We start from the raw sequence: 25,014 nt of genomic DNA, 5'->3' as shown, positions 1-25,014 counted from the left end.
AATGCTGAAGCAATAAATGAGATTCGTCTGCTTGATGAGACACAAGTTAGCGACGGAACACCCAACGGCGGGTATCAGACGCATCAGGGGCAAATTGATAGCCTTCGCGGTCAAATTGTTTGAGCTGTTCAGGGTTTTGAATACGGTGGTCAATAGCAAAGCGCACCATCAGCCCCCGCGCCTGTTTCGCGTGGATAGCAACGATTTTATAACCCCCATTTTTTTGCTCTTCGAACACCGGCGTGATGACATCAAAAGCTGGATTAGGTGTTACCGATTTGAAGTATTCCTCAGAAGCGAGGTTAATCAGTTGCTGCGAGCTCAGCTCGGTTAAGGTGTGGTGCAAGGTGGTGCTGATGCGTTCGCCCCAAAATTGATACAAGTTTTTCCCGCGTGGATTGAGCAACCGTGTGCCCATTTCCAAGCGATAGGCTTGCATCCGGTCAAACGGACGTAATACACCATACAAGCCCGATAAGATACGCAAGTGGCGTTGGGCAAATGACTGTCCTGCGCTGTCTAAACTGGCAGCATCCAGACCTTCATACACATCACCCATAAAGGTATACAGCGCGGCACGGGTGTCTTGCGGTTGTGGCAGTTGCCAATCGTGGTAGCGGGTGAAGTTTAGGTAGGCTAATTTATCGCTGATCTGCATCAGCTCGGCCAATTCCGCCGGCGTTTTTTGTCGTAACACGGCAACCAGCTCTGCCGCTTGTGGCAATAGCTCGGGCTCGGTGTGGTGGGGCAGTTGGTAGGGAGTATCGAGGTCGAGGGTTTTAGCGGGGGAAATCAGCATTAACATGGCAAAGAACCTTGTGGAATGGGGCGATGTTGTGGATTGTACCGCCATTCTGAATCTTGCTATATGCGGTAATTTTGTCTATGATTTATCCCCTCTTCTTTGCCATGCAAAGCGCGCAGTTTTGACGATCAATGTCGCTGGCTTCAGCGTTGGCACTTTGTTCGGGGTAGTGCTGGCAGTGGTGATTTTTCTGCGTGATTACAGTCTATTGCCGGTGGTACAGATTCAATTTAATGCTGCGAATGCCCCATCGCGTATTGATCGTGCTGCAGTTGAACGGGAACGGTTAACCCAACAACCGCAATGGTTGCTGGGCTTGGAGTTAGAAGGGTTTATCTTTTTTGGCTCGGCACATCGCGTCGATAAACAAGTCATCACTGCCTTACAGAACGAGGCCAATATTTCGTATCTGATTTTGGATTTTAGACGGGTGCAAGGGATTGATGCGTCAGCGGCAGCAGTGTTTCGTAAAATCATTCGCCGTGTGCAACAACAGCAAGGCACGGTCTTTTTTGCGGGTCTATCGCCAGACGTGCAACAGGCCTTAGCCAGTGCGCTGCCCGATTTTGAACATATCTACCTTGATTTAGACCATGCGCTCGAAGCTGCAGAAGACGGTTATCTTCAACAGCACTCCCTATTCACACCCACGACTACACCACAACCGGTGGTTAGCCTTTCGGCAGCGTTGTTGCCTTATGGCAAATTGCGCGAGGTGGCTGCAGAGTCAGTGTTGATTGCAGAGGGACAGGCGGCTTCTGGTTTGTACTTTATCGTACACGGCAGTGTGTCGGTGCGCAGTCATGATCGGATGGGCAAACCGATTCGGCTACGGCGATTTACCGAAGGAACGGTGATTGGCGAAATGAGCCACTATTTGCAGCGTCCGACCAGTGCCGCAGTCGTGGCAGACAGTGCGCTAACGGTGTTGTGTTTATCTCCACAGGCGATTGCTGCCCTAGAACAACACCAGCCTCAGTTGGCGATTTGTTTGCATCAGACGGTGGCAACGGTGTTGGCGCAGCGTCTGTTGGCAACCAATCAGAGTTTGCAAGCGGCGATTGCTTAAGATCATGTGTTAGCAGGGCTGAGGTAGCGGCAATCCATGCCAAAAAATGCCGCCGTTTCGGGAGTTTTGCGGGATTTTTTGCCGCTTTTATGCAAGAAAACACCTTAAATGGCTTGGCATATTGATTGCAATGGACAGATTGTTTTTTTGTCTGAGATCAGGTCTATGAAAATTGAAAATCAATCTGTGGTGAATTCAGCTGCAGCGTCACGCCGAACCACTTCGGCACAAAGTGCAGCGACTTTTCAACAGGCGATGGCACAGGCGACAACACAGCGCGATACGCAATCGACGTCCTCATCGCAAAAAACCACATCAACTACACCCACCGCGCCAACAAAAAGCGCCCGTGATGAGTTGTTTGAGTTTTTAAAAAAATCGCCAGAGCAACGTTTGCGAGAAAAAATTTTGCGGGAAATGGGCCTCACTGAAGATCAGTTAGCGGCGCTGCCGCCAGAGGAGAGAGAAAAAGTAGAAAAGGAAATTACTGAGCGAATTCGACAGCAGTTGTTTGCAAATCAGGCTTGATTTGACTGGGATGGTCGCTAAAGTGCAACCATCCTTTTTTTCGTGATGCCCAATATGGCGAAATCCCGCTGGCAACGGCTTTTCGCGGAAAATTGAGAATATGTGGCAATTTGTAGATTAGGTTACAAAGCCTAAATTTATTTTATCGTTGTGGGTTGGTGTTAGGTTGCTAAGTAACCAGCAATCCAACCACAGTACTTGGTTAAATCTTATTCCAAGCAGGACAGAATTTTTGAATGAAAGCTCTTTCCTCTATTTCAACCATTGAAATATTTTCCTCTTCAAAAAGCGTGGTAACCTGAGCTTTCCTCGACCACAGCTCGTAATGCTTACCCATTTTTATACCTTCACGAATACGTTCTGCATGAGCTTTGCCAGTAACGCTATTCTTGAAACCCCTGCGATGTTCTTGACAACGTTGTTGAAGGGTTTTTCCAGCTTTACCTACGTAAACCACCTTGACTTCATCTTTATTTATCTCAAGCCAGATGTAAACCCATCCATGATCTGCTTTTTTTTGATCGAGATTAAAATATAGTATTTCTTGAAATATAGTATTTCTTGAGAATCCAAGATTATATTTCCTGATTTGGAGAAACTGAAGCTCAACATTGATTGAATGAGTTGATTCATTTATGCAATTTACCCTAATTCGTAATATATGTTTTAACAGTAATTTACGGTCGAAAAGAAGATATCTCACAATCACCGATTTTACAAGTTAAATTTGTTATGACTTTTGTTTTGGATAGTTAATACAATAGTTGTATCTCAAAAAAACACCACCCTGATTGCCCACTCCATCTCACAACTCCAAAATTTTTCGTCGATAAATCCTAACACAGGCAGTCTGTTTTGCATTTGCTTCAGCCACCACCTGAACCCAACTCGAATCCACACCGGACTTTGCCCCGTTGTCGCGGTGGCTTTGTTAGAATCGGTCTTCTATCTCTGATTTCCGGAAAGTGCCCCATGTCTGGTAATACCTTTGGTTTATTGTTCACAGTCACCAGTTTTGGCGAATCGCATGGCCCTGCGATTGGTTGCGTTGTTGATGGTTGTCCTCCCGGCATGGCTTTGTCCGAAGCGGATATTCAACACGAACTCGACCGCCGCAAACCCGGCACCAGTCGCCATGTCACACAACGCCGTGAACCCGATACCGTAGAAATTTTATCCGGCGTGTACGAAGGAAAAACCACCGGCACCCCGATTGCCCTGCTGATTCGTAACACCGACCAACGCAGCAAAGACTATGGCAATATCGCTGATACCTTCCGCCCCGGACATGCTGATTACACCTACTGGCACAAATACGGCATTCGCGACCCTCGCGGTGGTGGGCGGTCTTCGGCGCGGGAAACGGCGGTGCGAGTGGCGGCGGGGGCGATTGCGAAGAAATGGTTAGCCGAGCAATACGGTATCGTGATTCGTGGTCATATCACGCAAATCGGCGACATTGAGATTCCTTTTGTCTCGTGGGACGAGGTGAATAATCCTTTCTTTGCCGCTGACCAAAGCAAAGTCCCTGAGCTGGAAGCGTATATGGATAGCATCCGTAAATCGCAAGATTCTATTGGTGCGTGTTTGCGGGTGGTGGCGGAAGGGGTGCCGGTGGGATGGGGTGAGCCAGTGTTTGATCGTTTAGATGCTGATATTGCCTACGCCATGATGAGCATTAACGCTGTCAAAGGGGTGGAAATTGGCGCGGGGTTTGCCTCGGTGACCCAACGCGGTAGCGAACATGGCGACGAACTGACCCCCGATGGTTTTTTAAGTAACCACGCCGGCGGTATTTTGGGTGGCCTTTCCACTGGGCAGGCGATTGAAGTGTCGATGGCGATTAAGCCTACCTCGAGTATTGCTCAACCTCGCCGTTCGATTGATAAACAAGGCAATCCGATTTTGATGGAAACACACGGCCGCCACGATCCTTGTGTTGGTTTGCGTGCAACACCGATTGCCGAGGCAATGCTGGCCTTGGTGTTAATCGATCATGCCTTGCGCCATCGTGCCCAATGTGGCGATGTGCAGGTTTCCACCCCACGCATTGCAGGATAACACCGCATGTCCTTGGGTCGTTATATCGCCAAACGGCTGCTGTTGATGATCCCCACGTTGTTGGGGATTTTATTGCTCAGCTTTGCCATTATCCAATTTGTCCCGGGTGGGCCAGTTGAACAACTGGCGCAAGAACTCAAAGGCGCCGCAGCAGGTGAAGCCAACAGTGGCGGCAGCGGCCTATATTCGGCGCGAGGGGGCTTGGATGAAGAAAAACTGGCGGCGTTGAAAGCGTTATATGGTTTTGACCAACCAGCGCCACAGCGTTTTTTAGATATGGTGTGGCGGTATCTGCAATTCGACCTTGGCGACAGCTTTTATCATCACCAATCGGTGTGGGAATTGATCGTTTCAAAATTGCCGGTGTCGATGAGTTTGGGGTTATGGTCGTTTTTTCTGACTTATCTTATTTCCATTCCTCTCGGCATCCGCAAAGCGGTACGCGATGGCTCGGCGTTTGATGTGGTCAGCAGCACGGTGATTTTGATTGGCTATGCCATCCCTGGGTTTGTATTGGGGTTGGCGTTGTTGGTGTTGTTTGGTGGTGGCAGTTTTTGGCAGATTTTTCCGTTGCGCGGTTTGGTCTCCGACCATTGGGAAGAATTGAGTTGGGGCGGCAAAATTGTTGATTACCTATGGCATATGGTGTTGCCGATTACGGCTTCGGTGGTAGGTAATTTGGCGGTGATGACTTTGTTGACCAAACACACTTTTCAGGAACAAATCCGCCGCCAATATGTGTTAACTGCCCGCGCCAAAGGACTGACCGAAAATGCCATTCTTTATCGCCATGTGTTTCGCAATGCGATGATTCCCTTGGTGACTGGTTTTCCAGCGGCTTTTTTAGGGGCATTTTTTACCGGCAGCTTATTGATTGAAACCCTGTTTTCACTCGATGGTTTGGGGCTGTTGTCCTATACCTCGGTGATTCGGCGTGATTATCCGGTCGTGCTGGGGTCGCTGTACTTATTTACCTTGATTGGTCTGGTGGCGCGGTTGTTATCTGATCTCTGTTATGTCTGGGTCGATCCGCGTGTGCAATTTGAACAGGTGGGGCATGGCCGATGAGTGAATTGCCGCTTTCTGTTTCCCCTTCTCGCCGTGCTTGGCTGCGTTTTCGGCAACATAAACGTGGCTATTACAGCCTGTGGTTATTCATGCTGTTGTTTGTGGTCAGCCTAGGGGCTGAATGGCTGTCGAATGACCGGCCATTAGTGGTGTATTACCAACAACAATGGTATTTCCCACTGTGGCAAGACTATCCAGAAACCACTTTTGGCAGTGAATTTGCCACGCCCACCGACTATCACGATCCTTTTGTGCAACAACAGCTGCAGCAAGCCGATAATTGGGCACTGTGGCCGCCGAATCGCTACCGTTTTGATTCGCTTGATTATTATGCTGAATACGCTAACCCTGCCGCGCCCGATGCCCGTCATTGGCTAGGGACAGATGATCGGGGGCGCGATATTGCAGCGCGCTTGTTATATGGTTTTCGGCTCAGTGTGGTGTTTGCCTTGGCATTAACTGTGGTTGGAACACTGTTAGGCATTGTGGCAGGCGCAATACAGGGTTATTTTGCTGGGCGTTTGGATTTATGGTTACAACGTCTGATTGAGATTTGGGGCTCGTTGCCAGAGTTGTATTTACTGATTTTATTTGCCTCTCTGTTTACCCCTAGCCTGTGGTTGTTATTTGTCTTGTTGTCGCTGTTTGGCTGGATGGGCTTGGCTGACTATGTGCGGGCAGAGTTTTTGAAAAATCGCCAAATGGAATATGTCCTTGCCGCCCGTGCCTTGGGTTTGTCTCATCGTCAAATTATCTGGCGCCATGTGTTACCCAATTCATTAACGCCAGTGATTACCTTTTTACCGTTTCGGATTTCCGGCGCTATTTTGGCTTTAACGTCCTTGGACTTTTTAGGCTTGGGCGTGCCGCCCTCAACGCCGAGCTTGGGTGAATTACTGGCGCAAGGCAAAGAAAACTTAGATGCGTGGTGGATTGCCTTGCCGACTTTTGCGGTGTTGACCTTCACTTTGCTGCTGCTGATTTTTATTGGCGAAGGACTGCGCGATGCGCTGGATACCCGAAAGGCGGCAGGATGAGTTTTGCTGAATTGCCGCTGCTGCGGATTGACAACCTATCGGTATTTTTTGGCCAACAGCAGGTGGTTAAAGCGGTCAATCTTTGTGTGTATGCGGGTGAAAAATTGGCCTTGGTTGGTGAGTCGGGATCTGGCAAAACCCAAACCGCACAAGCGATTCTCAAGCTACAACCGGATGCCCGTTACGAAGGCGAGATTTTTTTAAAAGATGAACCTTTGTTGCGCTACAACGAAGCGCAATTGCGGACAATTCGTGGCCGACGAGTGGCGATGGTGTTTCAAGAGCCGATGACTGCGCTCAATCCCTTGCATACTGTCGGTGAGCAAATCTATGAAGTGTTACGGATTCATCTCGGCTTATCTCCACGCCAAGGGTGGGCGCAAGCGATTGAATTATTAGAACGGGTGAAATTACCCGACCCAACCACCTTGGCCCAACGCTATCCCCATCAATTATCGGGTGGTCAACGGCAGCGGGTGATGATTGCGATGGCGTTGGCTGGTGAGCCGGAATTATTGATTGCCGATGAGCCAACCACTGCGCTGGATGTCAGTATGCGCGGTGAAATCATGGCCTTATTAAGCGAACTACAGGCCGAGCGGCGGATGGCGGTGTTGTTGATTACCCACGATCTCTCGCTGGTACAGCGTTTTGCTGATCGAGTGGCAGTGATGCAGCAGGGCGAGTTAATCGAAAGTGCAGCTTGTGAACATCTGTTTCACTATCCACAACATCCTTACACCAAAAATCTGTTGAACTGCACACCGCAACCGCTGGACGACGTGCCACAGGCTAATGCGCCGATTCTATTGACAGCAAAACAACTGACTGTAACCGTATCACGGCGGCAGCGGTGGTGGCGGCGCGAGGCGGTACCGATTTTGCAGGGCGTCGATTTTCAGTTACCGCAAGGGGAAACCCTCGCCATTATTGGCGAATCTGGCTCGGGCAAAACCACTTTGGGTTTGGCGGTGTTGCAGCTCTTAGCAGCACAAGGTGAAGTAGTGATGCAAGGGCAAACCGTGTCTGCGCTGTCCAAACAGGCGTTACGACAATGGAGGCGACATGCCCAGATTGTATTTCAAGATCCCTATTCCAGCCTGTCACCACGCATGACGATGAGCGAAATTCTGCAAGAGGGGTTGCAACTGCACGAACCGCAGTTGGATGAATCGCAACGCTTGGCGCGGATTGTGGCGATTTTGCAAGATGTTGGGCTGACAGCAGATATGTTATCGCGTTATCCGCATGAATTTTCCGGAGGCCAGCGGCAGCGGTTGGCGATTGCGCGGGCCTTGGTGTTACAACCTAAATTGCTGTTGTTAGACGAACCGACTTCGGCCTTGGATATGTCAATTCAGGCGCAAGTGTTGGCTTTGCTGCGGCAGCTACAACAAAAATACCAACTGGCCTATTTGTTTATCAGCCATGATTTGCCAGTGGTGCGGGCAGTGGCGCATCATGTGTTGGTGTTAAAACAGGGCCACATTGTCGAATATGGCCCTGCCCAACAGGTATTTCACACGCCGCAACATCCCTATACCCAAAGTTTATTGCGGGCGGCTGGTTTGTGAGCTCTCGCTGATAAAGTGCTGTAGGGACACAGCCAACGCTGCCCGCGCTTGGTTGAGACGGACCCGCAGAGCTTGATCGTGTGCACAGGATTCTTTATGCAAAGTTGGCATCATAAACACATCATATAGAGCATCGAGCTGGATATGATCGGGTTGCCGCAACAAAACCCAGCCCTCGTTTTGGGTGCGGGTAATCAATTTAGCCTGTTCTAAACAGTCAAGAATATGACCGATTTCATCATAGCCGGTGTGGAGATGGACGCGGAAATCGGCTTGTTTCAGTTCATGGCCGTGTTGTTGTGCTTGAGCTAAACAGACCAACGCATTAAGCGCATCTTGAAACCGTTGCTGGTGCCCCCCAGGGCGTTGCCATGCGCGATGTTGCCAATACCCCAAACCAGCGGTTAGCTCTGCCCCAAACAGCACCAACAGCCACATCAGTTGTAGCCACAATAACAAAATCGGAAAACTGGCAAACGCACCGTAAATCAGTTGGTAAGAACGTGCCATCTCGACATATAGGGCAAAGCCAAGTTTGGCGAGGGTTAATAAGATGGCGGTGGTGATGGCCCCGATCAGCGCATGCGGCCACGGCACAAAGCGATTGGGAATCAGGCCATATACAATCAGCAACACCACCGCAGATAACGAAGCCGATCCCGCTAAACTCAACCACTCATCAATCCAACGCCATTTACCGGTAAATGGTGAACTCAGACCATTGGTGAGTGATAAACCCAAGCCCAACAGCAATGGCCCAAGGGTTAACACCGTCCAATACAACAACATTTGCCGCGCTAGGGGGCGTGATTTTTTTACTCGCCAGATGGCATTAAATGTCCGTTCAATGGTCAACATTAAACTGATGGCGGTGAGTGCCAGCATGGCCAAACCGGCAGCGGTTAATTTGCCGGCATTGTCGCTAAATTGCCGCATGTAGACGGTAATAATCCGTGTGGCTGAGTCGGGTACTAGATTTTCCAGTAAAAATTGCTTAAAGCTGTCGCTATAGGCCGAGAACACCGGAAAAGCCGAGGCAACAATCAGCGTCAGCGTAATCAGTGGCACAAATGACAGCAAGGTCGTAAAGGTCAGGCTAGCGGCGACTTCAATACAGCGATCGGCCAACAACCGCCGGCCAATAAAGCGTAAAAATCCCATCATCTCCAGCCATCGCAACCATAAGGCGAGGGGATAGGGCAGAAAAGAGCGGTTTGTCGTTATCATTGAGTTTTCTTGTGCAAGAAGGAATGTTTCATGGCTGATATTTTAGTGTTGTATTACAGCCGCCACGGGGCGGTACGTGAGCTGGCGCGGGCAATCGCACGCGGTATCGACAGCGTGCCGGGGGCACAAGCGCGTTTGCGTACCGTACCGGCGGTGTCAACCGTATGCGAGGCCACTGCGCCGGCGGTGCCAGAAGACGGCGCACCCTATGTCGAAGCCAGCGATTTGCAAGAGTGTATCGGTTTAGCCTTGGGTAGCCCAACTCGCTTTGGCAATATGGCAGCACCAATGAAATATTTTTTAGATTCCACCAGTGGCGAGTGGATGAAAGGTAGTTTGATTGGTAAACCAGCTTGTGTCTTTACCAGCAGTAGCAGCCAACACGGTGGTCAAGAATCGACTCTATTAAGCATGATGTTGCCGTTGTTACATCACGGCATGCTGTTATGTGGTGTGCCGTATTCTGAAGCCGATTTATCGACTACCCAAACCGGCGGTACGCCCTATGGTGTTACCCATGTCGCAGGGCAAGAGAACAAACCCACCCTCAGCGAAGAAGAACGCCGCTTGGCGATGGCGCAGGGAAAACGCTTGGCGTTGTTGGCATTACAGCTCGTGAAACCCTAGAACAACACGCGGGTGGCTTGACAGCTGATAGCGAAATTCTGCATGCTGTGTTGAATTCAAACCATCGTTTGAATGGAAAATAACAAACGAGTGAGGAACACATCATGCGTCACGCAATGAAAGCTATGGTTTTTGCCACCACGCTGTTGTCGGCGGCAGTCTGGGCAGATGCTTCGCCAGTCGGTACATGGAAAACCATTGATGACAAAACCGGTCAGGCAAAATCGTTGGTACAAATTGCCGAACAAGGTGGAGAATTTAGCGGCAAAGTGGTGAAGTTATTTCAAAACCCCGAAGCCACCTGCGACAAATGTGAGGGCGACCGCGCCAATAAACCGATTCAGGGCATGACTATCCTGTGGGGCGTGAAAAAATCGGGTGATAGCTACGAAGGTGGCAAAATCTTTGACCCGAAAGAAGGCAAAACCTACAGCGTCAAGTTTAAGCCGATTGAAGGTGGGAGAAAGTTAGAAGTACGTGGTTTTCTCGGGGTCGCATTGTTAGGCCGTACCCAAGTGTGGGAACGGGCCGAATAAGCCCCATTCCCCTGCCGCCTTCTGGGACTCAGAAGGCGGATTTACTGATTTACTACAAAATTTCTTTTTTAACGCTCAATACCTCGCCATTTTTGGCATCGACCTTAATGTCCCACTGATTGCCTTGGGCATCTAAAATCTCAAACTCATATTGCAGTCCATCGCGCAAAGGCCGTTTTTCCAAATCTGCCTCAGTAATCGCGCCCGGTTTGGCCTTCAGTGCTGCTTGCTTGGCTTTGTCTGGACTGACAATGCCGAGGGCCCGATAGTCAAGCGTGGTTAAATCGACATCGGCATGGGCGAACTGGCTGGCAAAGCCAAGACTGGATATTGCTGCTAATAACACCATATGCTTTCGCATGATTCCCTCCAAAATAAAAACATCATCTAATGTCTCTAGGATACCGATTAACCCTTAATTGAAAATGAAAGCTGTCATGAAATCACATACATTTTCTGACGAAAAGTTATGGGAGAAGGTAAAGCATTTTGCAGCGGCGGCAGGTAAGGAAGTGATTGAAAAAGTGCTGTGGCTGTATTTTGCTTTGCAAAAACCAGAAACCCCGAAATGGGCCAAGACGGTGATTGTTGGCGCATTGAGCTACTTTATTTTGCCATTCGACAGCGTGCCCGATCTGTTACCTGCGGTGGGGTATACCGATGATGTGGGGGTGTTGGTGGCGGCGTTGGCGACGGTGAGTGCCTATATTACTGATGACATCAAACAACACACCACACAAAAATTGCGCACGTGGTTTCCGAGTTGGTACTAGGCCAGTGGTGAGTGTGATACAGGGGGAAAGGGGGATGTGGTGCGAGGCCATTGACCCGACCTCGCCTGGGTATCCTGCTTTGGATGGCCGACATCATGCCGTTGTCTGTTTACAGCGAGATGAAACCGAGTTAACAGCCGCTTGAAACTTGGATTATGGGCGCGGTAGCGTAACACCGCGTTGCCCTTGGTATTTACCGCCACGGTCGCGATACGATACCTCGCAGATATCATCTTCATCTGCTTCGAGAAATAACACCTGTGCCACCCCTTCATGGGCGTAGATTTTGGCTGGCAGTGGTGTGGTATTCGAAAACTCTAGCGTGACATAACCTTCCCACTCAGGTTCAAACGGGGTGACATTGACGATGATGCCGCAACGGGCATAAGTCGATTTCCCTAAGCACACGGTCAACACATTACGCGGAATGCGGAAATATTCCACTGTCCGTGCCAAGGCAAATGAATTAGGCGGAATCAGGCAAAAACCTTTGCCAGACACTTCAACAAACGATTGTGGATCAAAATTTTTCGGGTCAACAATGGTGCTGTTGATATTGGTAAACACCTTAAATTCATCAGCACAGCGAATATCATAACCATAGCTTGAGGTGCCAAACGAAATGACTTTTTCGCCATTCACTTCTTTAACTTGCTGGGGTTCAAAGGGTTCGATCATGCCGTGTTGTTCGGCCATTTTGCGAATCCAACGGTCAGATTTAATGCTCATTGCGGTTGTTCCATAAAAAATGCCCTCGGTGCGGTTTGTCACACCGAGGGACAACAGCTCAGGGTAAAAAATTACGCGGTTTGAACCGGAATTTTACCGATTTTGACACGCCATTCTGCTGGACCGGTATTGTGAACCGAAGTACCACAGGAATCGACAGCGACAGTCACTGGCATGTCTTCCACTTCAAATTCATAAATGGCTTCCATGCCCAAATCACCAAACGCCACCACTTTCGAGGCTTTGATGGCTTTGGAGACCAAATAGGCCGAACCACCCACCGCCATTAAGTAAACTGCTTTGTTGTCTTTGATGGCTTCGATAGCAGTTGGGCCGCGCTCGGCTTTACCTACCATTCCCAACAAACCAGTCTGTTCTAACATTTGACGGGTGAATTTATCCATCCGTGTCGCAGTGGTAGGGCCGGCTGGGCCAACCACTTCATCACGCACTGGATCAACTGGGCCAACGTAGTAGATAAAGCGATTGGTGAAATCGACCGGCAAGGTTTCGCCCTTGTTGAGCATATCCACCATGCGCTTATGCGCTGCATCGCGGCCAGTCAATAATTTACCGTTCAACAACAGCACATCACCAGGTTTCCAACTGGCAACTTCTTCTGGCGTGATGGTGTCGAGGTTGACACGTTTGCCGCTGCTGCTGTCGTAGGTGATTTCTGGCCAGTCTTCCAGTTTCGGGGTTTCCAACACCGCAGGGCCAGAACCATCAAGGTGGAAATGAATATGGCGGGTAGCGGCACAGTTTGGAATCATCGCCACAGGTAACGAGGCGGCGTGGGTTGGGTAATCGAGGATTTTCACATCCAACACGGTGGTCAAACCGCCAAGACCTTGGGCGCCAATACCGAGGGCGTTCACTTTTTCGTACAGCTCAAGACGCAATTCTTCGATACGGCTTAAGCTGGCGCCGCTGGCGGCTTTGTCTTTCAGCTCATGGATATTGACGTGATCCATCAACGATTCTTTTGCCAACAACATCGCTTTTTCTGGTGTACCACCAATCCCAATCCCCAAAATGCCGGGTGGACACCAGCCAGCACCCATGGTTGGAACAGTTTTTAACACCCAATCGACAATGCTGTCGGACGGGTTCAGCGCATAGAATTTGGATTTGTTTTCCGAACCACCGCCTTTTGCCGCACAGATCACTTCCACACCATCGCCATCAACAATTTCGTAATGCACGACGGCGGGGGTGTTGTCTTTGCTGTTTTGGCGTTTGCCGGCGGGGTCGAGTAAGACCGAGGCGCGCAAGGTGTTATCTGGATGCAGATAGGCGCGGCGTACGCCTTCGTTGATCATCTCTTGTACGCTTAAGGTGGCATCCCATTGCACCTTCATACCCACTTTTAAGAACACCACGGCAATACCGGTGTCTTGACAGATGGGACGGCGACCTTCGGCACACATGCGGCTATTGATCAGAATTTGCGCCATGGCGTCTTTAGCCGCAGGGCTTTCTTCACGCAAATAGGCCTGATACAGCGCATCAATATAATCTTTGGGGTGATAACAACTGATGTATTGGAAGGCATCCGCAATGCTTTGGATGAAGTCTTCTTGACGAATCACGGTCATGGCGCAGCGTTCTCCATTGTTATTAAGCCAGTGAGGGCGGGGTGTGGCAGTCGCTTCTCGTGTCGAGAAGGCAACGACAACCGAAGAATTTTACCAGAATCACCCCCATAAGCCCTAACCGAGCGGCCACCAGCGGTGGAAATGGTGCACCGGCCCAATGCCATGACCAATCGCGAGACAATCGGCTTGTGCTAAAGCCCCATTGAGGTAGGATTTTGCCACCGCGACAGTATCCACCCAATTATCATGCTGTGGTCGCAAGGCAGCTAACGCCGCAGACAAAGTGCAGCCAGTACCGTGGGTGTGGTGGGTGGGTAGGCGCATGCCAGTAAAACAATGTATGCCTTCGGCTTGGATTAAATAGTCTGGACTTTCCAAACCAGTTAAATGTCCCCCTTTCATCAACACCGCTTTCGCGCCTAAATCTAACAGCGCTTTTCCCTGTGCCATCATGTCATCGACGGTCGTCGCGGGTGCGGTATCAAGCAAAGCGGCAGCTTCGGGCAGATTGGGTGTCAGTAAATCGGCGCAGGGCAACAGCGTATCGCGCAAAGCAGAAACCGCTTCTGGTGCAAGCAAATCATGGCCGCTTTTAGAAATCATCACCGTATCGAGTACCACATACGGCGGTTGCCAACGCTGTAGCGCATCGGCGCAGGCGTAAATAATTTCTGCATTCGCCAGCATGCCGAGTTTCACCGCATGGATATTGAGATCGCTGAACACAGCATCGCATTGTGCGCTAATAAAGCTGGCCGGTGGGGTATGAATGGCGCTGACGCCTTGGGTATTTTGTGCGGTAAGCGCGGTAATCACACTCGCCCCATAGACACCCAAAGCTGAGAAAGTTTTTAAATCAGCTTGAATCCCCGCACCGCCGCTTGAATCAGAACCGGCAATGGTTAATACCTGATAGACCATGGGATATCTCTCATTAGAACAAACGGATTTCAGGGAAAAAGGCGCGATTGAGTTGATGACAGGCCTGTACCGGATCTGCCGCACGGCATAGCGCTGACACCACTGCCAGCCCTGCCACCCCACTGTCTCGCAGTTGTTCGGCATTCTCAACCGTAATCCCACCAATCGCCACCACTGGCCGCCGTGTCAGGCCAAGGCACTTTTTTAAGCCTTCCACGCCGAGCGGTGACGCGGCGTCGCTTTTGGTACTGGTGGCAAACACCGGCCCAACACCGAGGTAATCGGCAAGGAGCACATCATCGGCTTGGAAATGGGCAGGTTGGTTAGCGGATAAACCCAAAATCGCTTTCTCACCCATCCAGCGGCGCGCAACCGCCAGCGGTAAATCTTGTTGTCCGACATGTAAACCATCGGCTTCGCAACCGAGGGCAATGTCGAGATGATCATTGATAATAAAGGGGATATTGGCTTCGCGTGTCAGGGTTCGCATTTCTTGCGCAAGGGCTAAGAGTTCGCGTTTTTTCCACGTTGGGGCACGAAGTTGAACCACGCTGATGCCGTGCGGCAGGAGTTTGTGCAGTAAATTCACCGTCGCCCGCGCACCACCACATTGGTCAGGATCGACAACCCAATACAAGCTGAGGTCAACTGCATTCACAATCATTACCTTTGTTTTGCTAAAGAGAGCGATTGTGCCATAGCTGCTTAGGTTGGGCGTGGCTGGGGGAGATGGATAGTACAGTAGGGTGGATAAACGCAGTGCATCCACCCAAAACAATCATTAAGTAACCAAATTAAAAATGATGGGCAAAAAATCGGTGCCCACGCTACTGGCTTAATGATTGGATAAATGCACAATCTTCATGCACTCTAAGCTGGCTACGAATTACTGAATAGCTGATTAACAGTTTTCATTGGTATAAACATGCATTTTCGACCATTATTTTCACACAACAACTCAAAACCATATTTTCTGTAGAAAAGCTCTGCTTTTTCGTTCAAACAATCAACAATAACAGCATAAGCTGACAGATATCGACTGATTTGCCACAAATATTCAAGCGCTTTAATCAGTGAAATTCTTCCTAATCCACTCTTCTGATGATGAGAATTAACCGCAAGTTGCGCCAATAAAAATATAGGAATAGGGTAGTGTGGTAGTTTTTTTGCTAAATTTGCCGGCAATGTTTCTCTACTGATTGAGCTTGGCGCGACTGTATAGAATGCACAAATAGCTAATTTGTTATTTGGTAAAGGCGTGATTGCCGGCAAGACCATGGTACGACTGATACCAGCTTGCATATGTTTTACAGCGAATTGCCGGATAAAGGTGTTGAGTTCTACTTCACCACAATCAAAACCCTCTCGGTCGTGAACAGATCTATCAAGCTCAACAAACTGTTCAGACCACATTACTTGACCCCTTGCTCACGAGTGAAATCCAAAGCTGCTTTCAGTGAGCTGTTGGGTTGTTTAGCGTGTTCGCAAGCAGCCATAAACTGATCAAAAATATCATCTTTAACAGTCATGCTCTCGTGTTCTGCAATGACTTTTGAGGCATCTTCATCCATTAATTTGACAACGTATTCAGTCAGGCTTTTCAAGCCAAGTAATGCCGATGCTTTTTCAGCTTTGGCTTTGATCTCTTCGTCAATGCGTAGATCTAAACGAGCAGTGGCCATAATACACCTCATTTGTACGGATTATTTCCGTACAGTATAAGTTAGAAATAAGATGCTTACCATGTATGTCAAATTGACATTGCAAGAATGAAGGTCAAACAACCACCCAAAAAAAATCCCCCACCGCATCACACAGTGGGGGATTTTGCGTGCTAGAAGTTAGCGGGGGAGGATGCTGTCGCCCATCAAGAACGCATCGACTTCACGCGCTGCTTGACGGCCCTCGCGGATAGCCCACACCACCAACGACTGACCACGACGCACATCGCCAGCAGCAAACACGCCATTGACGTTGGTGTGATAACAGCCTTCACCATCGGTTGTTGCCTTGGCATTATTCCGCGCATCGCGTTCCACACCAAAAGCATCCAACAAACTGCCCACCGGATTGGTAAAGCCCATTGCCAAGAAAGCCGCATCACAAGGAATCTCGAACTCACTACCCGCGACTTCAATCATCTTGCCGTCTTTCCATTCCACACGCACAGCGCGCAACGCTTTCACATTGCCTTCGCCATCATCAATGAATTCTTTGGTCGCAACCGCAAATTCACGTTTGGTCTCACCTTCTTTATGCGAAGACGAGGTGCGCATTTTCAGCGGCCAATAAGGCCAAACCAATGGCTTATCTTCCTGCTCGGGCGGCGCCGGCATCAATTCAAACTGCGTCACCGATGCCGCACCTTGACGATAGCTGGTACCCACACAGTCAGAACCCGTATCACCGCCACCAATCACCACCACATGCTTACCTTCCACATTGATTGGATTGGTAAGGCCTTGTTGCACTTCTTTATTTTGCGGAATCAAAAACTCCAACGCCGCATAGATGCCCTTCAACTGACGACCCGGAACAGGTAAATCGCGAGGCACTTCCGAACCCGCCGCCAAAATCACCGCATCAAAATCTTTCTTCAGCTGCTCGGCAGGAATCACCGTCGTAGCATCGTTATTGATACCAGCAGGGACATGCTTATCGCCGATGATGACCTTGGTACGGAAATTCACCCCCTCGGCCTGCATCTGCGACACACGGCGATCAATCACGGTTTTATTTAATTTGAAGTCGGGAATCCCAAACCCCAACAAACCACCGAGGCGGCTCGATTTCTCGAACACGGTAACATCATGGCCGACACGCGCCAGCTGCTGCGCTGCAGCCAAACCAGCAGGGCCAGAGCCAACAATCGCCACTTTCTTACCAGTTTTCACCGAAGCAGGCTGCGGCACCACCCAGCCCATGTCCCAACCCTTGTCGATAATCGCGTGCTCGATGGATTTAATTCCCACCGGTGCAGCGTTAATACCGAGGGTACAAGCGGCTTCGCATGGCGCAGGGCAAATGCGACCGGTAAAGTCGGGGAAGTTATTGGTGGAGTGCAACACATCCAACGCCTGCTTCCAGTTGCCCTTGTAAACCAAATCGTTCCAGTCTGGAATGATATTGTTCACAGGGCAGCCGTTGTTACAGAACGGAATGCCACAGTCCATACAACGGGCGCCTTGGGTTTTGGCCTCGTCGTCGGACAGGGTAATCACAAATTCTTTGTAATGTTTCAAACGCGCTTCAACTGGCTCGTAGGCCTCTTCAACGCGTTCAAACTCCATGAAACCAGTCGGCTTGCCCATTTATGCGGCCTCCTTCTGTGCAGCAGCGGCCAACTCGGTGAGGGCGCGCTTGTATTCATGTGGATACACTTTGACGAATTTTTCGCGATACAGCTCCCAATCCGCCAGAATGCGCTTGGCAACAGCACTGCCGGTGTGTTCAACGTGACGAGTGATTAACTCTTTCAACAACACCTCATCAGCTTGGCCGCGATGCAATGGCTCGTTAGGGGCATGGCGGTTGGCTGGCAAGACTTTTTCCAATGCCACTTGCGCCATATTGCAACGGTGTTTGAAAGTGCCTTCTTCATCCAACACATAGGCAATACCGCCCGACATCCCCGCCGCAAAGTTACGGCCAGTCATGCCCAACACCACCACGGTGCCACCGGTCATGTATTCACAACCGTGATCGCCCACACCTTCGACAATCGCCGTCGCGCCAGAGTTACGCACGCAGAAACGTTCGCCACCCACGCCCGACAAGAAAGCTTCGCCCTCAGTCGCGCCATACATCACCGTGTTACCCACAATGATGTTTTGTTGCGTGTCACCACGGAAATCAGGGTGAGGTTTGATCACGATGCGACCACCGGACAACCCTTTACCGACGTAATCGTTACCCTCGCCGGTCAGTTCCAAGGTCACGCCTTTGGCCAAGAAAGCCCCAAACGCTTGCCCTGCTGTACCAGTCAATTTGACGTGGATGGTGTCATCTGGCAGACCTGCATGGCCATAACGACGTGCCACCTCGCCCGACAACATCGTGCCGCAGGTGCGGTTGACGTTGGTAATAGCGGTTTCGATTTGAACTTTTTGGCCTTTTTCCAGCGCAGGTTTCGCTTGTTCAATCAGCTTGTGATCCAACGCTTTGTCCAAACCGTGGTCTTGCACTTCGGTATGACGGCGCGAGACATCGGCAGGCACTGCAGGCTGATGGAAGATTTTCGAGAAATCTAAGCCTTTGGCTTTCCAATGTTCAATACCAGCACGGGTTTCCAGCAGATCGACACGGCCCACCAGATCATCAAACTTACGAATCCCCAGTTGTGCCATCAATTCGCGCACTTCTTCAGCCACAAAGAAGAAGTAGTTCACCACATGCTCAGGCTGACCGGTGAAACGCTTACGCAATTCAGGGTCTTGTGTCGCAACGCCGACTGGGCAGGTGTTGAGGTGACATTTACGCATCATGATGCAGCCTTCGACCACCAACGGCGCAGTGGCAAAGCCAAACTCATCCGCCCCTAACAATGCACCAATTACCACATCGCGGCCGGTTTTCATTTGGCCATCAACTTGCACACGGATCCGCGAACGCAGACGGTTAAGCACCAAGGTCTGTTGCGTTTCAGCCAAACCCAGTTCCCACGGTGTCCCAGCATGTTTGATCGACGACACTGGCGAAGCGCCCGTCCCCCCGTCAAAACCAGCAATCACTACATGGTCAGCTTTCGCTTTTGCTACACCGGCAGCCACCGTACCGACACCGACTTCAGACACCAGTTTGACCGAGATAGAAGCGCGGTCGTTGGCGTTTTTCAAATCGTGAATCAGCTGTGCCAAGTCTTCGATGGAATAGATATCGTGGTGTGGAGGTGGCGAAATCAAACCGACGCCCGGCACCGAGTGACGCAAGAAGCCGATGTATTCCGAGACTTTATGCCCCGGCAATTGACCGCCTTCGCCCGGTTTTGCCCCTTGCGCCATCTTGATCTGAATTTGGTCAGCATTGACCAGATATTCCGTGGTCACACCAAAGCGACCCGATGCCACTTGTTTAATCGCCGAACGCAGGGAATCGCCTTCTTTGAACACATAATCGCGCTCAATACGGGACACCCCGACCACTTCCGACAATTTTTGACCGGCTTTTAATGGCAAGAAGCGTTTTGCATCTTCGCCACCCTCACCGGTGTTGGACTTACCGCCAATGCGGTTCATCGCAATCGCCAAGGTGGTATGGGCTTCGGTCGAGATCGAACCTAAGGACATCGCCCCCGTCGCAAAGCGTTTTACGATTTCTTTTGCGGGTTCGACTTCCTCTAACGGAATCGACTCAGCAGCAAATTTGAAATCGAACAAGCCGCGCAAGGTCAGATGACGCTTGGTCTGGTCGTTAATCAGCTTGGCGTATTCTTTGTAAGTTTCGTACTTACCAGAACGGGTGGAGTGCTGCAGCTTCGCAATAGAATCGGGCGTCCACATATGTTCTTCGCCGCGAATACGGAAGGCGTATTCACCACCAGCATCCAACATATTGGCTAACACAGGATCGGGCGAGAAAGCGTCGCTGTGCAGACGAATCGCTTCTTCTGCCACTTCAAACACACCAATCCCCTCGATGTTCGAGGGCGTGCCGGTGAAGTATTTTTCAACGAAGTCTTTTTGCAGACCAATCGCTTCAAAAATTTGCGCGCCGGTGTAGGACATATAAGTCGAGATGCCCATTTTGGACATCACTTTACACAGCCCTTTACCCACGGCTTTGATGAAGTTTTTCGTGTATTTCTCGGCTTTTTCTGCATCGCCCTTGGCCAAGCTCTCGATGGTTTCTAACGCCAAGAACGGATGCACCGCTTCTGCACCATAGCCACCCAGCAAGGCAAAGTGATGCACTTCACGCGCCGAGCCAGTTTCCACCACCAAGCCCGCCGAAGTACGCAAGCCTTTTTTCACCAAATGCTGATGGATGGCCGAGGTAGCCAACAGGGCTGGAATCGCCACATTGTCAGCATCCACCTTACGGTCGGACACAATCAGGATATTGGCACCAGAACGCACCGCGTCTTCAGCATCTGCTGCCAGCGAGGCCAAACGTGCTTCAATCCCTTCTTTGCCCCATGCCACCGGATAGCAAATATCAAGTTCAAAGGAACGGAATTTGCCGGAGGTGTACTGCTCGATATTACGCAGTTTTTCCATATCGCCGAACGACAACACCGGTTGTGCCACTTCTAAGCGGATCGGTGGGTTGATATCAGCGGTATTCAGCAAGTTGGGTTTCGGGCCAATAAACGACACCAACGACATCACCAATTCTTCACGAATCGGGTCGATAGGTGGGTTGGTCACTTGGGCAAACAGTTGCTTGAAGTAGGTGTAAAGGGTTTTGTTTTTCTTCGACAACACCGGCAGCGCCGAGTCGGTACCCATCGAACCGGTGGCTTCTTCACCATTTTGCAGCATCGGCTCCAAGATCACTTTGATGTCTTCTTGGGTGTAGCCAAAAGCTTGCTGACGGTCGAGTAACGAGGCTTGTGGGGTCGGGGCTTTTTCTGCTGGCGCCGGCACTTCATCGAGTTTGATGCGGATTTTTTCGATCCACTCACGATAAGGCTTGGAATTCGCCAGCGAATCTTTCAGCTCTTTATCATCAATAATGCGGCCTTGTTCCATGTCGATCAGGAACATTTTGCCGGGCTGCAAACGCCATTTTTTGACGATTTTCTTCTCGGGAATCGGCAACACACCGGATTCCGACGCCATCACCACTAAATCATCATCGGTGACCAAATAACGGGCTGGACGCAAGCCATTGCGGTCGAGGGTAGCACCGATTTGACGACCATCGGTAAAGGCCACCGCCGCAGGGCCATCCCACGGTTCCATCATCGCAGCGTGATATTCATAGAAAGCACGGCGATTTTCGTCCATCAGCGCGTGTTTTTCCCACGCTTCTGGAATCATCAACATCACCGCATGGGCTAATGAATAGCCGCCGCCCATCACCAACAATTCCAGTGCGTTATCAAACGAAGCGGAATCGGATTGACCAGGGTAGTGTAATGGCCAAATTTTCTTCAGATCTTCGCCGAGAATCGGTGAAGAAATGGCTTGTTCACGCGCCTTAAACCAGTTGACGTTGCCGCGTACGGTGTTGATTTCACCGTTGTGGGCAATGTAACGGAAGGGGTGCGCCAAATCCCAAGTCGGGAACGTATTGGTCGAGAAGCGTTGATGCACCAAGGCCAAAGCCGAGACAGTGCGCTTGTCTTGCAGGTCGAGGTAGTACACACCGACCTGATCGGCTAATAACAAGCCTTTGTAGTTCACGGTACGAGCCGAGAACGAAGGCACATAAAACTCTTGGCCGTGTTTTAAGTTGAGCGTTTTAATCGCATTCGCGGCACGGCGACGGATGATATATAGCTTGCGTTCTAGGGCATCGGTCACAAAGACATCTGGACCGCGTCCGACAAACACCTGTTTAATCACTGGCTCTTTAGCGCGCACCGTGGGCGACATCGGCATATCACGATTGACCGGCACATCGCGCCAGCCCAACAACCGTTGACCTTCGGCAGCGATAGAACGCTCAATCTCTTCCATACAGGCGTGGCGAGAAGCGGCTTCTTGGGGCAAGAACACCATCCCCACGCCATATTCGCCAACTGGAGGCAACTCCACACCTTGTTTCGCCATGTCCTCGCGATAGAACTGATCCGGAATTTGGATCAGGATACCGGCACCGTCACCTTGCAGTGGATCGGCACCCACGGCGCCACGGTGATCGAGGTTTTTCAGGATTAACAAACCCTGTTCGACGATATTATGGGACTTTTGACCCTTGACATGGGCCACAAAGCCCACGCCGCAAGCGTCGTGCTCGTTGGCGGGGTCGTACAACCCCTGCCGTTCTGGTACTGCCGGTTCCATCACACGCATTCCTTCAAAATTGCCTGGCCTGTGTTTCACGACCAGTGACGAAAAAAGCCGAGTGTCGTTCTCGACGCTTCGGCCTGTACGAAAAGAAAATTTAAGAGGCAACCATCGAATATAACGGGAAGCCCATGCCAATTCAAGATGCTGCAATGCACCAATTTAGAGCATAAATTCACCCCGTTGGCAGGGCTGGAGATGCCGCTTGTCATTTGACTACCCGTGACGGCATTTTGTCATTATGACAGGATATGATCGAAAATGGCCTATTTGCTGCATATAAAACGGTTTCATGCCGTTTTATTAGGGTAAATAAATGCTTCTTCCACCATCGACCGCAATAATCTGCCCCGTAATATACGGCGCATCAAACAGCAAAAACGCCACCGTTTTTGCTAAATCCTCTGGCGTTCCCACTCGTTGTAGAGGAATGCTGTCTTCGATTCGTTGCCGCACAGGGTCAGAAAATACCGACTCTCCCTCAGGCCACACATTGGCACCGGGGGCCACACCATTGACTCGTACCTGTGGCGCCAGCTCAATCGCAAGGGTACGAATTAACTGTGCATGCCCTGCTTTGGCCAAGTTATACACCACATGCCCCGGCATCGGGCGTTCTGCGTGAATATCAATCAGGCCAACAATTGCTCCACCTGCTGCCCGTAAATAGGGCGCAGCGGCTTGTGATAAAAACAGCGGTGCTTTGAGGTTGCTACCAATCAAATCATGCCAATCGGCCTCGGTAATATTGCCCAGTGCGGTTGGAAAAAAGCTGGAAGCGTTATTCACCAAACCATCTAAACGCCCAAAACAATTGAGGGTGTGATGGATCATATCGGGCAAGCGCGCAGTCTCTAATAAATCGGCCTGCACACAGGCTGCCGAGTGTGGACGCTGTTGATTCAGTTCAGCCGCGAGGGCTTCTGCTGCGGTTGCTGAAGCGCGATAGTGCAACATCACCCGCGCACCGACTTGATGCAGTTGACGCGCAATCGCCGCGCCCACCCGTTTTGCTCCACCTGTGATGAGAACAACAGGGGCTGTTTCCTGTGGCATCACTGTCATCTGAAATCCCTATCACCATGAAAAAATTGTCGGCAGATTGTGCCTGCGAAAAGGCGCGAAAAACAATGTAATAATGCACCCTTTGCCCAATTGCTAACAGAAAGATTGCTGTGAGTGCTTTACCTATTCCTGACCACGATGCGCTGTTAAGTTCCCAACGTTTAATGCAACAGATCCAACAACTCATTGCCGAGCGGGGTGGTTGGATCTCGTTTGCCGACTATATGCAAGCCGCGCTCTATACCCCACAACTCGGTTATTACAGTGGTCACAGCTATAAATTTGGCAGCAGCGGTGATTTTGTGACCGCACCAGAAATTACCCCTCTCTTTGCCGCTACCATCGCTGCCGACATTGCCCCGTTGTTGCCGTTGAGTGGTAATACAGTGATTGAATTTGGCGCAGGCAGTGGCCGTTTGGCAGCAGATTTATTAAAAGCATTGGCACAACAACAGGCGCTACCCACTCACTATTACATTGTCGAGGTGTCCGCCGATCTGGCCGCCCGACAGCGTGATTATTTAACGCAACAATGCCCAGAATTATTATCTCGGGTGGTTTGGCTCAGTTCGTTGCCAGAACAGATTGAAGCCGTGGTGATCGGGAATGAAGTGCTTGATGCCATACCCTGTGAGTTGGTGTATTGGGACCCAACCCAACAGCCTTGGCAGCGTGGGGTGGCGTGGTCAGAAGATGGTTTTGTCTGGGCTGATCGACCAATTCAAGACCCACGCTTACAGGCTGCTGTGGCCTTATTGGAACCCGGGCCGGATTATTTGAGTGAAGTTCAACTGGCGGCGGCAGGTTTTATGCATACCTTGGCCGAGCGTTTGCAATGTGGCGCGATTTTGTTGTTTGATTATGGCTTTCCCCGTGATGAGTATTACCACCCACAACGGCGGCAAGGCACATTGATGTGCCACTATCGCCATCACGCCCATGCTGATCCTTTTTTATGGCCGGGGTTGCAGGACATCACCACGCATATTGACTTCACCACGGTAGCCGAGATTGGTTTGCAACATGGGCTGGATTTGCAAGGCTATACCACGCAAGCACAGTATTTGATCAACGCGGGCATTCTCGACCAGCTGGCGCAGTTCAATCCCGAGGACATTACCCATTATTTACCCCACGCCAACGCGGTGCAAAAACTGCTGTCAACGGCAGAAATGGGTGAGTTGTTTAAGGTGATTGGCTTCTCTCGCGGCCTACCTTTGGAATGGCAGGGGTTTTTACGCGGTGATCGTTGTCGGTATCTCTAACAACTCACCGGTGTTGGGTTGCCAGTATTTGGCAACCTGACGTATCTGACTCAGCCAATGTAGGGAGGATAAGTGTAGAGCATCCGCCGGTAGTGTGAGCACTGGTTTTGTGCCCACCATTTTTAATTTGGTTGCTCAATGATTGTTTTGGGTGGATGCACTGCGTTTATCCACCCTAC

At 50.5% G+C, this 25,014-nt stretch carries 23 protein-coding genes; 10 read left to right on the top strand and 13 right to left on the bottom strand.

Annotation, left to right across the window (positions count from 1 at the left end; translation table 11 throughout):
* Window positions 1–46: 46 nt before the first annotated feature.
* Complete coding sequence (gene yaaA, locus G465_RS0105055; RefSeq protein ID WP_022653398.1) at window positions 47–805, bottom strand: peroxide stress protein YaaA; 759 nt, start codon at window positions 803–805, stop codon at window positions 47–49.
* Here yaaA and G465_RS0105050 point away from each other — a divergent pair.
* Together G465_RS0105050 and G465_RS0105045 are read left to right on the top strand one after the other, a co-directional pair.
* Complete coding sequence (locus tag G465_RS0105050; RefSeq protein ID WP_022653397.1) at window positions 804–1,874, top strand: cyclic nucleotide-binding domain-containing protein; 1,071 nt, start codon at window positions 804–806, stop codon at window positions 1,872–1,874. The genes yaaA and G465_RS0105050 overlap by 2 nt on opposite strands.
* Before the next feature lie 165 nt (window positions 1,875–2,039).
* On the top strand, window positions 2,040–2,402 hold the full coding sequence (locus tag G465_RS0105045) for a hypothetical protein (RefSeq protein ID WP_155846494.1): 363 nt from the start codon (window positions 2,040–2,042) through the stop codon (window positions 2,400–2,402).
* Between the two features lie 202 nt (window positions 2,403–2,604).
* Here the strand turns inward: G465_RS0105045 and G465_RS0105040 are convergent, their stop codons facing one another.
* A complete protein-coding gene (locus G465_RS0105040) occupies window positions 2,605–3,105 on the bottom strand; it encodes a GIY-YIG nuclease family protein (protein ID WP_155846493.1) in 501 nt (166 codons plus the stop codon).
* Between the two features lie 269 nt (window positions 3,106–3,374).
* On the opposite strand from G465_RS0105040, the gene aroC reads away from it, so the two are divergent.
* The 4 genes from aroC to G465_RS0105020 are packed head-to-tail and all read left to right on the top strand — an operon-like array spanning window position 3,375 to window position 8,142.
* Window positions 3,375–4,463 (top strand): chorismate synthase, encoded by a 1,089-nt coding sequence (gene aroC / locus G465_RS0105035; protein WP_022653394.1) that lies wholly within the window; start codon window positions 3,375–3,377, stop codon window positions 4,461–4,463.
* Window positions 4,464–4,475: 12 nt separating this feature from the next.
* The gene (locus tag G465_RS0105030; protein ID WP_211213682.1) at window positions 4,476–5,531 is read left to right on the top strand and encodes a microcin C ABC transporter permease YejB; all 1,056 of its coding nucleotides are present in this window, start codon (window positions 4,476–4,478) and stop codon (window positions 5,529–5,531) included.
* On the top strand, window positions 5,528–6,568 hold the full coding sequence (locus G465_RS0105025) for an ABC transporter permease (protein WP_022653392.1): 1,041 nt from the start codon (window positions 5,528–5,530) through the stop codon (window positions 6,566–6,568). Before G465_RS0105030 ends, G465_RS0105025 begins: the two co-directional genes overlap by 4 nt.
* Window positions 6,565–8,142 carry an ABC transporter ATP-binding protein gene (locus tag G465_RS0105020; RefSeq protein ID WP_022653391.1) on the top strand — a complete coding sequence of 526 codons (1,578 nt, stop codon included), beginning with the start codon at window positions 6,565–6,567 and terminating at the stop codon, window positions 8,140–8,142. Before G465_RS0105025 ends, G465_RS0105020 begins: the two co-directional genes overlap by 4 nt.
* Here G465_RS0105020 and G465_RS13590 read toward each other — a convergent pair.
* Window positions 8,119–9,369 carry a YihY family inner membrane protein gene (locus tag G465_RS13590; RefSeq protein WP_022653390.1) on the bottom strand — a complete coding sequence of 417 codons (1,251 nt, stop codon included), beginning with the start codon at window positions 9,367–9,369 and terminating at the stop codon, window positions 8,119–8,121. The genes G465_RS0105020 and G465_RS13590 overlap by 24 nt on opposite strands.
* A gap of 30 nt (window positions 9,370–9,399) precedes the next feature.
* On the opposite strand from G465_RS13590, the gene wrbA reads away from it, so the two are divergent.
* Both wrbA and G465_RS0105005 read left to right on the top strand, forming a co-directional pair.
* The gene (gene wrbA, locus G465_RS0105010) at window positions 9,400–9,996 is read left to right on the top strand and encodes an NAD(P)H:quinone oxidoreductase (protein ID WP_022653389.1); all 597 of its coding nucleotides are present in this window, start codon (window positions 9,400–9,402) and stop codon (window positions 9,994–9,996) included.
* 104 nt (window positions 9,997–10,100) lie between these two features.
* Window positions 10,101–10,532, top strand: a complete 432-nt coding sequence (locus G465_RS0105005) for a DUF2147 domain-containing protein (protein ID WP_022653388.1) — start codon at window positions 10,101–10,103, stop codon at window positions 10,530–10,532.
* A 52-nt stretch (window positions 10,533–10,584) separates the two neighbouring features.
* Here the strand turns inward: G465_RS0105005 and G465_RS0105000 are convergent, their stop codons facing one another.
* The gene (locus G465_RS0105000) at window positions 10,585–10,893 is read right to left on the bottom strand and encodes a PepSY domain-containing protein (protein WP_027405181.1); all 309 of its coding nucleotides are present in this window, start codon (window positions 10,891–10,893) and stop codon (window positions 10,585–10,587) included.
* Window positions 10,894–10,969: 76 nt separating this feature from the next.
* Between G465_RS0105000 and G465_RS0104995 the strand changes: the two genes are divergently transcribed.
* Complete coding sequence (locus tag G465_RS0104995; RefSeq protein ID WP_022653386.1) at window positions 10,970–11,305, top strand: YkvA family protein; 336 nt, start codon at window positions 10,970–10,972, stop codon at window positions 11,303–11,305.
* Between the two features lie 153 nt (window positions 11,306–11,458).
* Here the strand turns inward: G465_RS0104995 and dcd are convergent, their stop codons facing one another.
* The 9 genes from dcd to G465_RS0104945 form a co-directional block, all read right to left on the bottom strand.
* Window positions 11,459–12,034, bottom strand: coding sequence for a dCTP deaminase (gene dcd, locus G465_RS0104985; RefSeq protein ID WP_022653384.1), 576 nt, complete (start codon window positions 12,032–12,034; stop codon window positions 11,459–11,461).
* A gap of 71 nt (window positions 12,035–12,105) precedes the next feature.
* On the bottom strand, window positions 12,106–13,632 hold the full coding sequence (locus G465_RS0104980; protein WP_022653383.1) for a fumarate hydratase: 1,527 nt from the start codon (window positions 13,630–13,632) through the stop codon (window positions 12,106–12,108).
* A 114-nt stretch (window positions 13,633–13,746) separates the two neighbouring features.
* Entirely contained in the window at window positions 13,747–14,553 is an 807-nt protein-coding gene (gene thiD, locus G465_RS0104975; protein WP_022653382.1) for a bifunctional hydroxymethylpyrimidine kinase/phosphomethylpyrimidine kinase, read from the bottom strand.
* Window positions 14,554–14,566: 13 nt separating this feature from the next.
* On the bottom strand, window positions 14,567–15,322 hold the full coding sequence (gene thiE / locus G465_RS0104970) for a thiamine phosphate synthase (protein WP_211213680.1): 756 nt from the start codon (window positions 15,320–15,322) through the stop codon (window positions 14,567–14,569).
* A 110-nt stretch (window positions 15,323–15,432) separates the two neighbouring features.
* A complete protein-coding gene (locus G465_RS0104965) occupies window positions 15,433–15,966 on the bottom strand; it encodes a GNAT family N-acetyltransferase (RefSeq protein ID WP_022653380.1) in 534 nt (177 codons plus the stop codon).
* On the bottom strand, window positions 15,966–16,235 hold the full coding sequence (locus G465_RS0104960; protein ID WP_022653379.1) for a type II toxin-antitoxin system TacA family antitoxin: 270 nt from the start codon (window positions 16,233–16,235) through the stop codon (window positions 15,966–15,968). Before G465_RS0104960 ends, G465_RS0104965 begins: the two co-directional genes overlap by 1 nt.
* Before the next feature lie 159 nt (window positions 16,236–16,394).
* Window positions 16,395–17,864, bottom strand: a complete 1,470-nt coding sequence (locus tag G465_RS0104955; protein ID WP_022653378.1) for a glutamate synthase subunit beta — start codon at window positions 17,862–17,864, stop codon at window positions 16,395–16,397.
* Window positions 17,865–22,502: a glutamate synthase-related protein gene (locus G465_RS0104950; RefSeq protein ID WP_027405180.1), complete on the bottom strand. Its 4,638-nt coding sequence runs from the start codon at window positions 22,500–22,502 to the stop codon at window positions 17,865–17,867.
* Window positions 22,503–22,808: 306 nt separating this feature from the next.
* A complete protein-coding gene (locus G465_RS0104945; protein ID WP_027405179.1) occupies window positions 22,809–23,570 on the bottom strand; it encodes a pteridine reductase in 762 nt (253 codons plus the stop codon).
* Window positions 23,571–23,680: 110 nt separating this feature from the next.
* Here G465_RS0104945 and G465_RS0104940 point away from each other — a divergent pair, with 110 nt between their 5' ends.
* Window positions 23,681–24,835, top strand: a complete 1,155-nt coding sequence (locus tag G465_RS0104940; protein ID WP_022653375.1) for a class I SAM-dependent methyltransferase — start codon at window positions 23,681–23,683, stop codon at window positions 24,833–24,835.
* The last annotated feature ends 179 nt before the right edge of the window (window positions 24,836–25,014 follow it).

The organism is Aquaspirillum serpens DSM 68, assembly GCF_000420525.1.
GTDB lineage: Bacteria > Pseudomonadota > Gammaproteobacteria > Burkholderiales > Aquaspirillaceae > Aquaspirillum > Aquaspirillum serpens.
This window is presented reverse-complemented; position numbering and strand designations above follow the sequence as displayed.

Bases quoted from the DNA above. Each gene is read 5' to 3' on its own strand.
- G465_RS0105050 (WP_022653397.1), top strand. From the start codon at position 804: ATGGCAAAGAACCTTGTGGAATGGGGCGATGTTGTGGATTGTACCGCC.
- yaaA (WP_022653398.1), bottom strand. From the start codon at position 805: ATGTTAATGCTGATTTCCCCCGCTAAAACCCTCGACCTCGATACTCCC.
- G465_RS0105045 (WP_155846494.1), top strand. From the start codon at position 2,040: ATGAAAATTGAAAATCAATCTGTGGTGAATTCAGCTGCAGCGTCACGC.
- aroC (WP_022653394.1), top strand. From the start codon at position 3,375: ATGTCTGGTAATACCTTTGGTTTATTGTTCACAGTCACCAGTTTTGGC.
- G465_RS0105025 (WP_022653392.1), top strand. From the start codon at position 5,528: ATGAGTGAATTGCCGCTTTCTGTTTCCCCTTCTCGCCGTGCTTGGCTG.
- G465_RS0105020 (WP_022653391.1), top strand. From the start codon at position 6,565: ATGAGTTTTGCTGAATTGCCGCTGCTGCGGATTGACAACCTATCGGTA.
- G465_RS13590 (WP_022653390.1), bottom strand. From the start codon at position 9,369: ATGATAACGACAAACCGCTCTTTTCTGCCCTATCCCCTCGCCTTATGG.
- wrbA (WP_022653389.1), top strand. From the start codon at position 9,400: ATGGCTGATATTTTAGTGTTGTATTACAGCCGCCACGGGGCGGTACGT.
- G465_RS0105005 (WP_022653388.1), top strand. From the start codon at position 10,101: ATGCGTCACGCAATGAAAGCTATGGTTTTTGCCACCACGCTGTTGTCG.
- G465_RS0105000 (WP_027405181.1), bottom strand. From the start codon at position 10,893: ATGCGAAAGCATATGGTGTTATTAGCAGCAATATCCAGTCTTGGCTTT.
- G465_RS0104995 (WP_022653386.1), top strand. From the start codon at position 10,970: ATGAAATCACATACATTTTCTGACGAAAAGTTATGGGAGAAGGTAAAG.
- dcd (WP_022653384.1), bottom strand. From the start codon at position 12,034: ATGAGCATTAAATCTGACCGTTGGATTCGCAAAATGGCCGAACAACAC.
- G465_RS0104980 (WP_022653383.1), bottom strand. From the start codon at position 13,632: ATGACCGTGATTCGTCAAGAAGACTTCATCCAAAGCATTGCGGATGCC.
- thiD (WP_022653382.1), bottom strand. From the start codon at position 14,553: ATGGTCTATCAGGTATTAACCATTGCCGGTTCTGATTCAAGCGGCGGT.
- G465_RS0104965 (WP_022653380.1), bottom strand. From the start codon at position 15,966: ATGTGGTCTGAACAGTTTGTTGAGCTTGATAGATCTGTTCACGACCGA.
- G465_RS0104960 (WP_022653379.1), bottom strand. From the start codon at position 16,235: ATGGCCACTGCTCGTTTAGATCTACGCATTGACGAAGAGATCAAAGCC.
- G465_RS0104955 (WP_022653378.1), bottom strand. From the start codon at position 17,864: ATGGGCAAGCCGACTGGTTTCATGGAGTTTGAACGCGTTGAAGAGGCC.
- G465_RS0104950 (WP_027405180.1), bottom strand. From the start codon at position 22,502: ATGGAACCGGCAGTACCAGAACGGCAGGGGTTGTACGACCCCGCCAAC.
- G465_RS0104945 (WP_027405179.1), bottom strand. From the start codon at position 23,570: ATGACAGTGATGCCACAGGAAACAGCCCCTGTTGTTCTCATCACAGGT.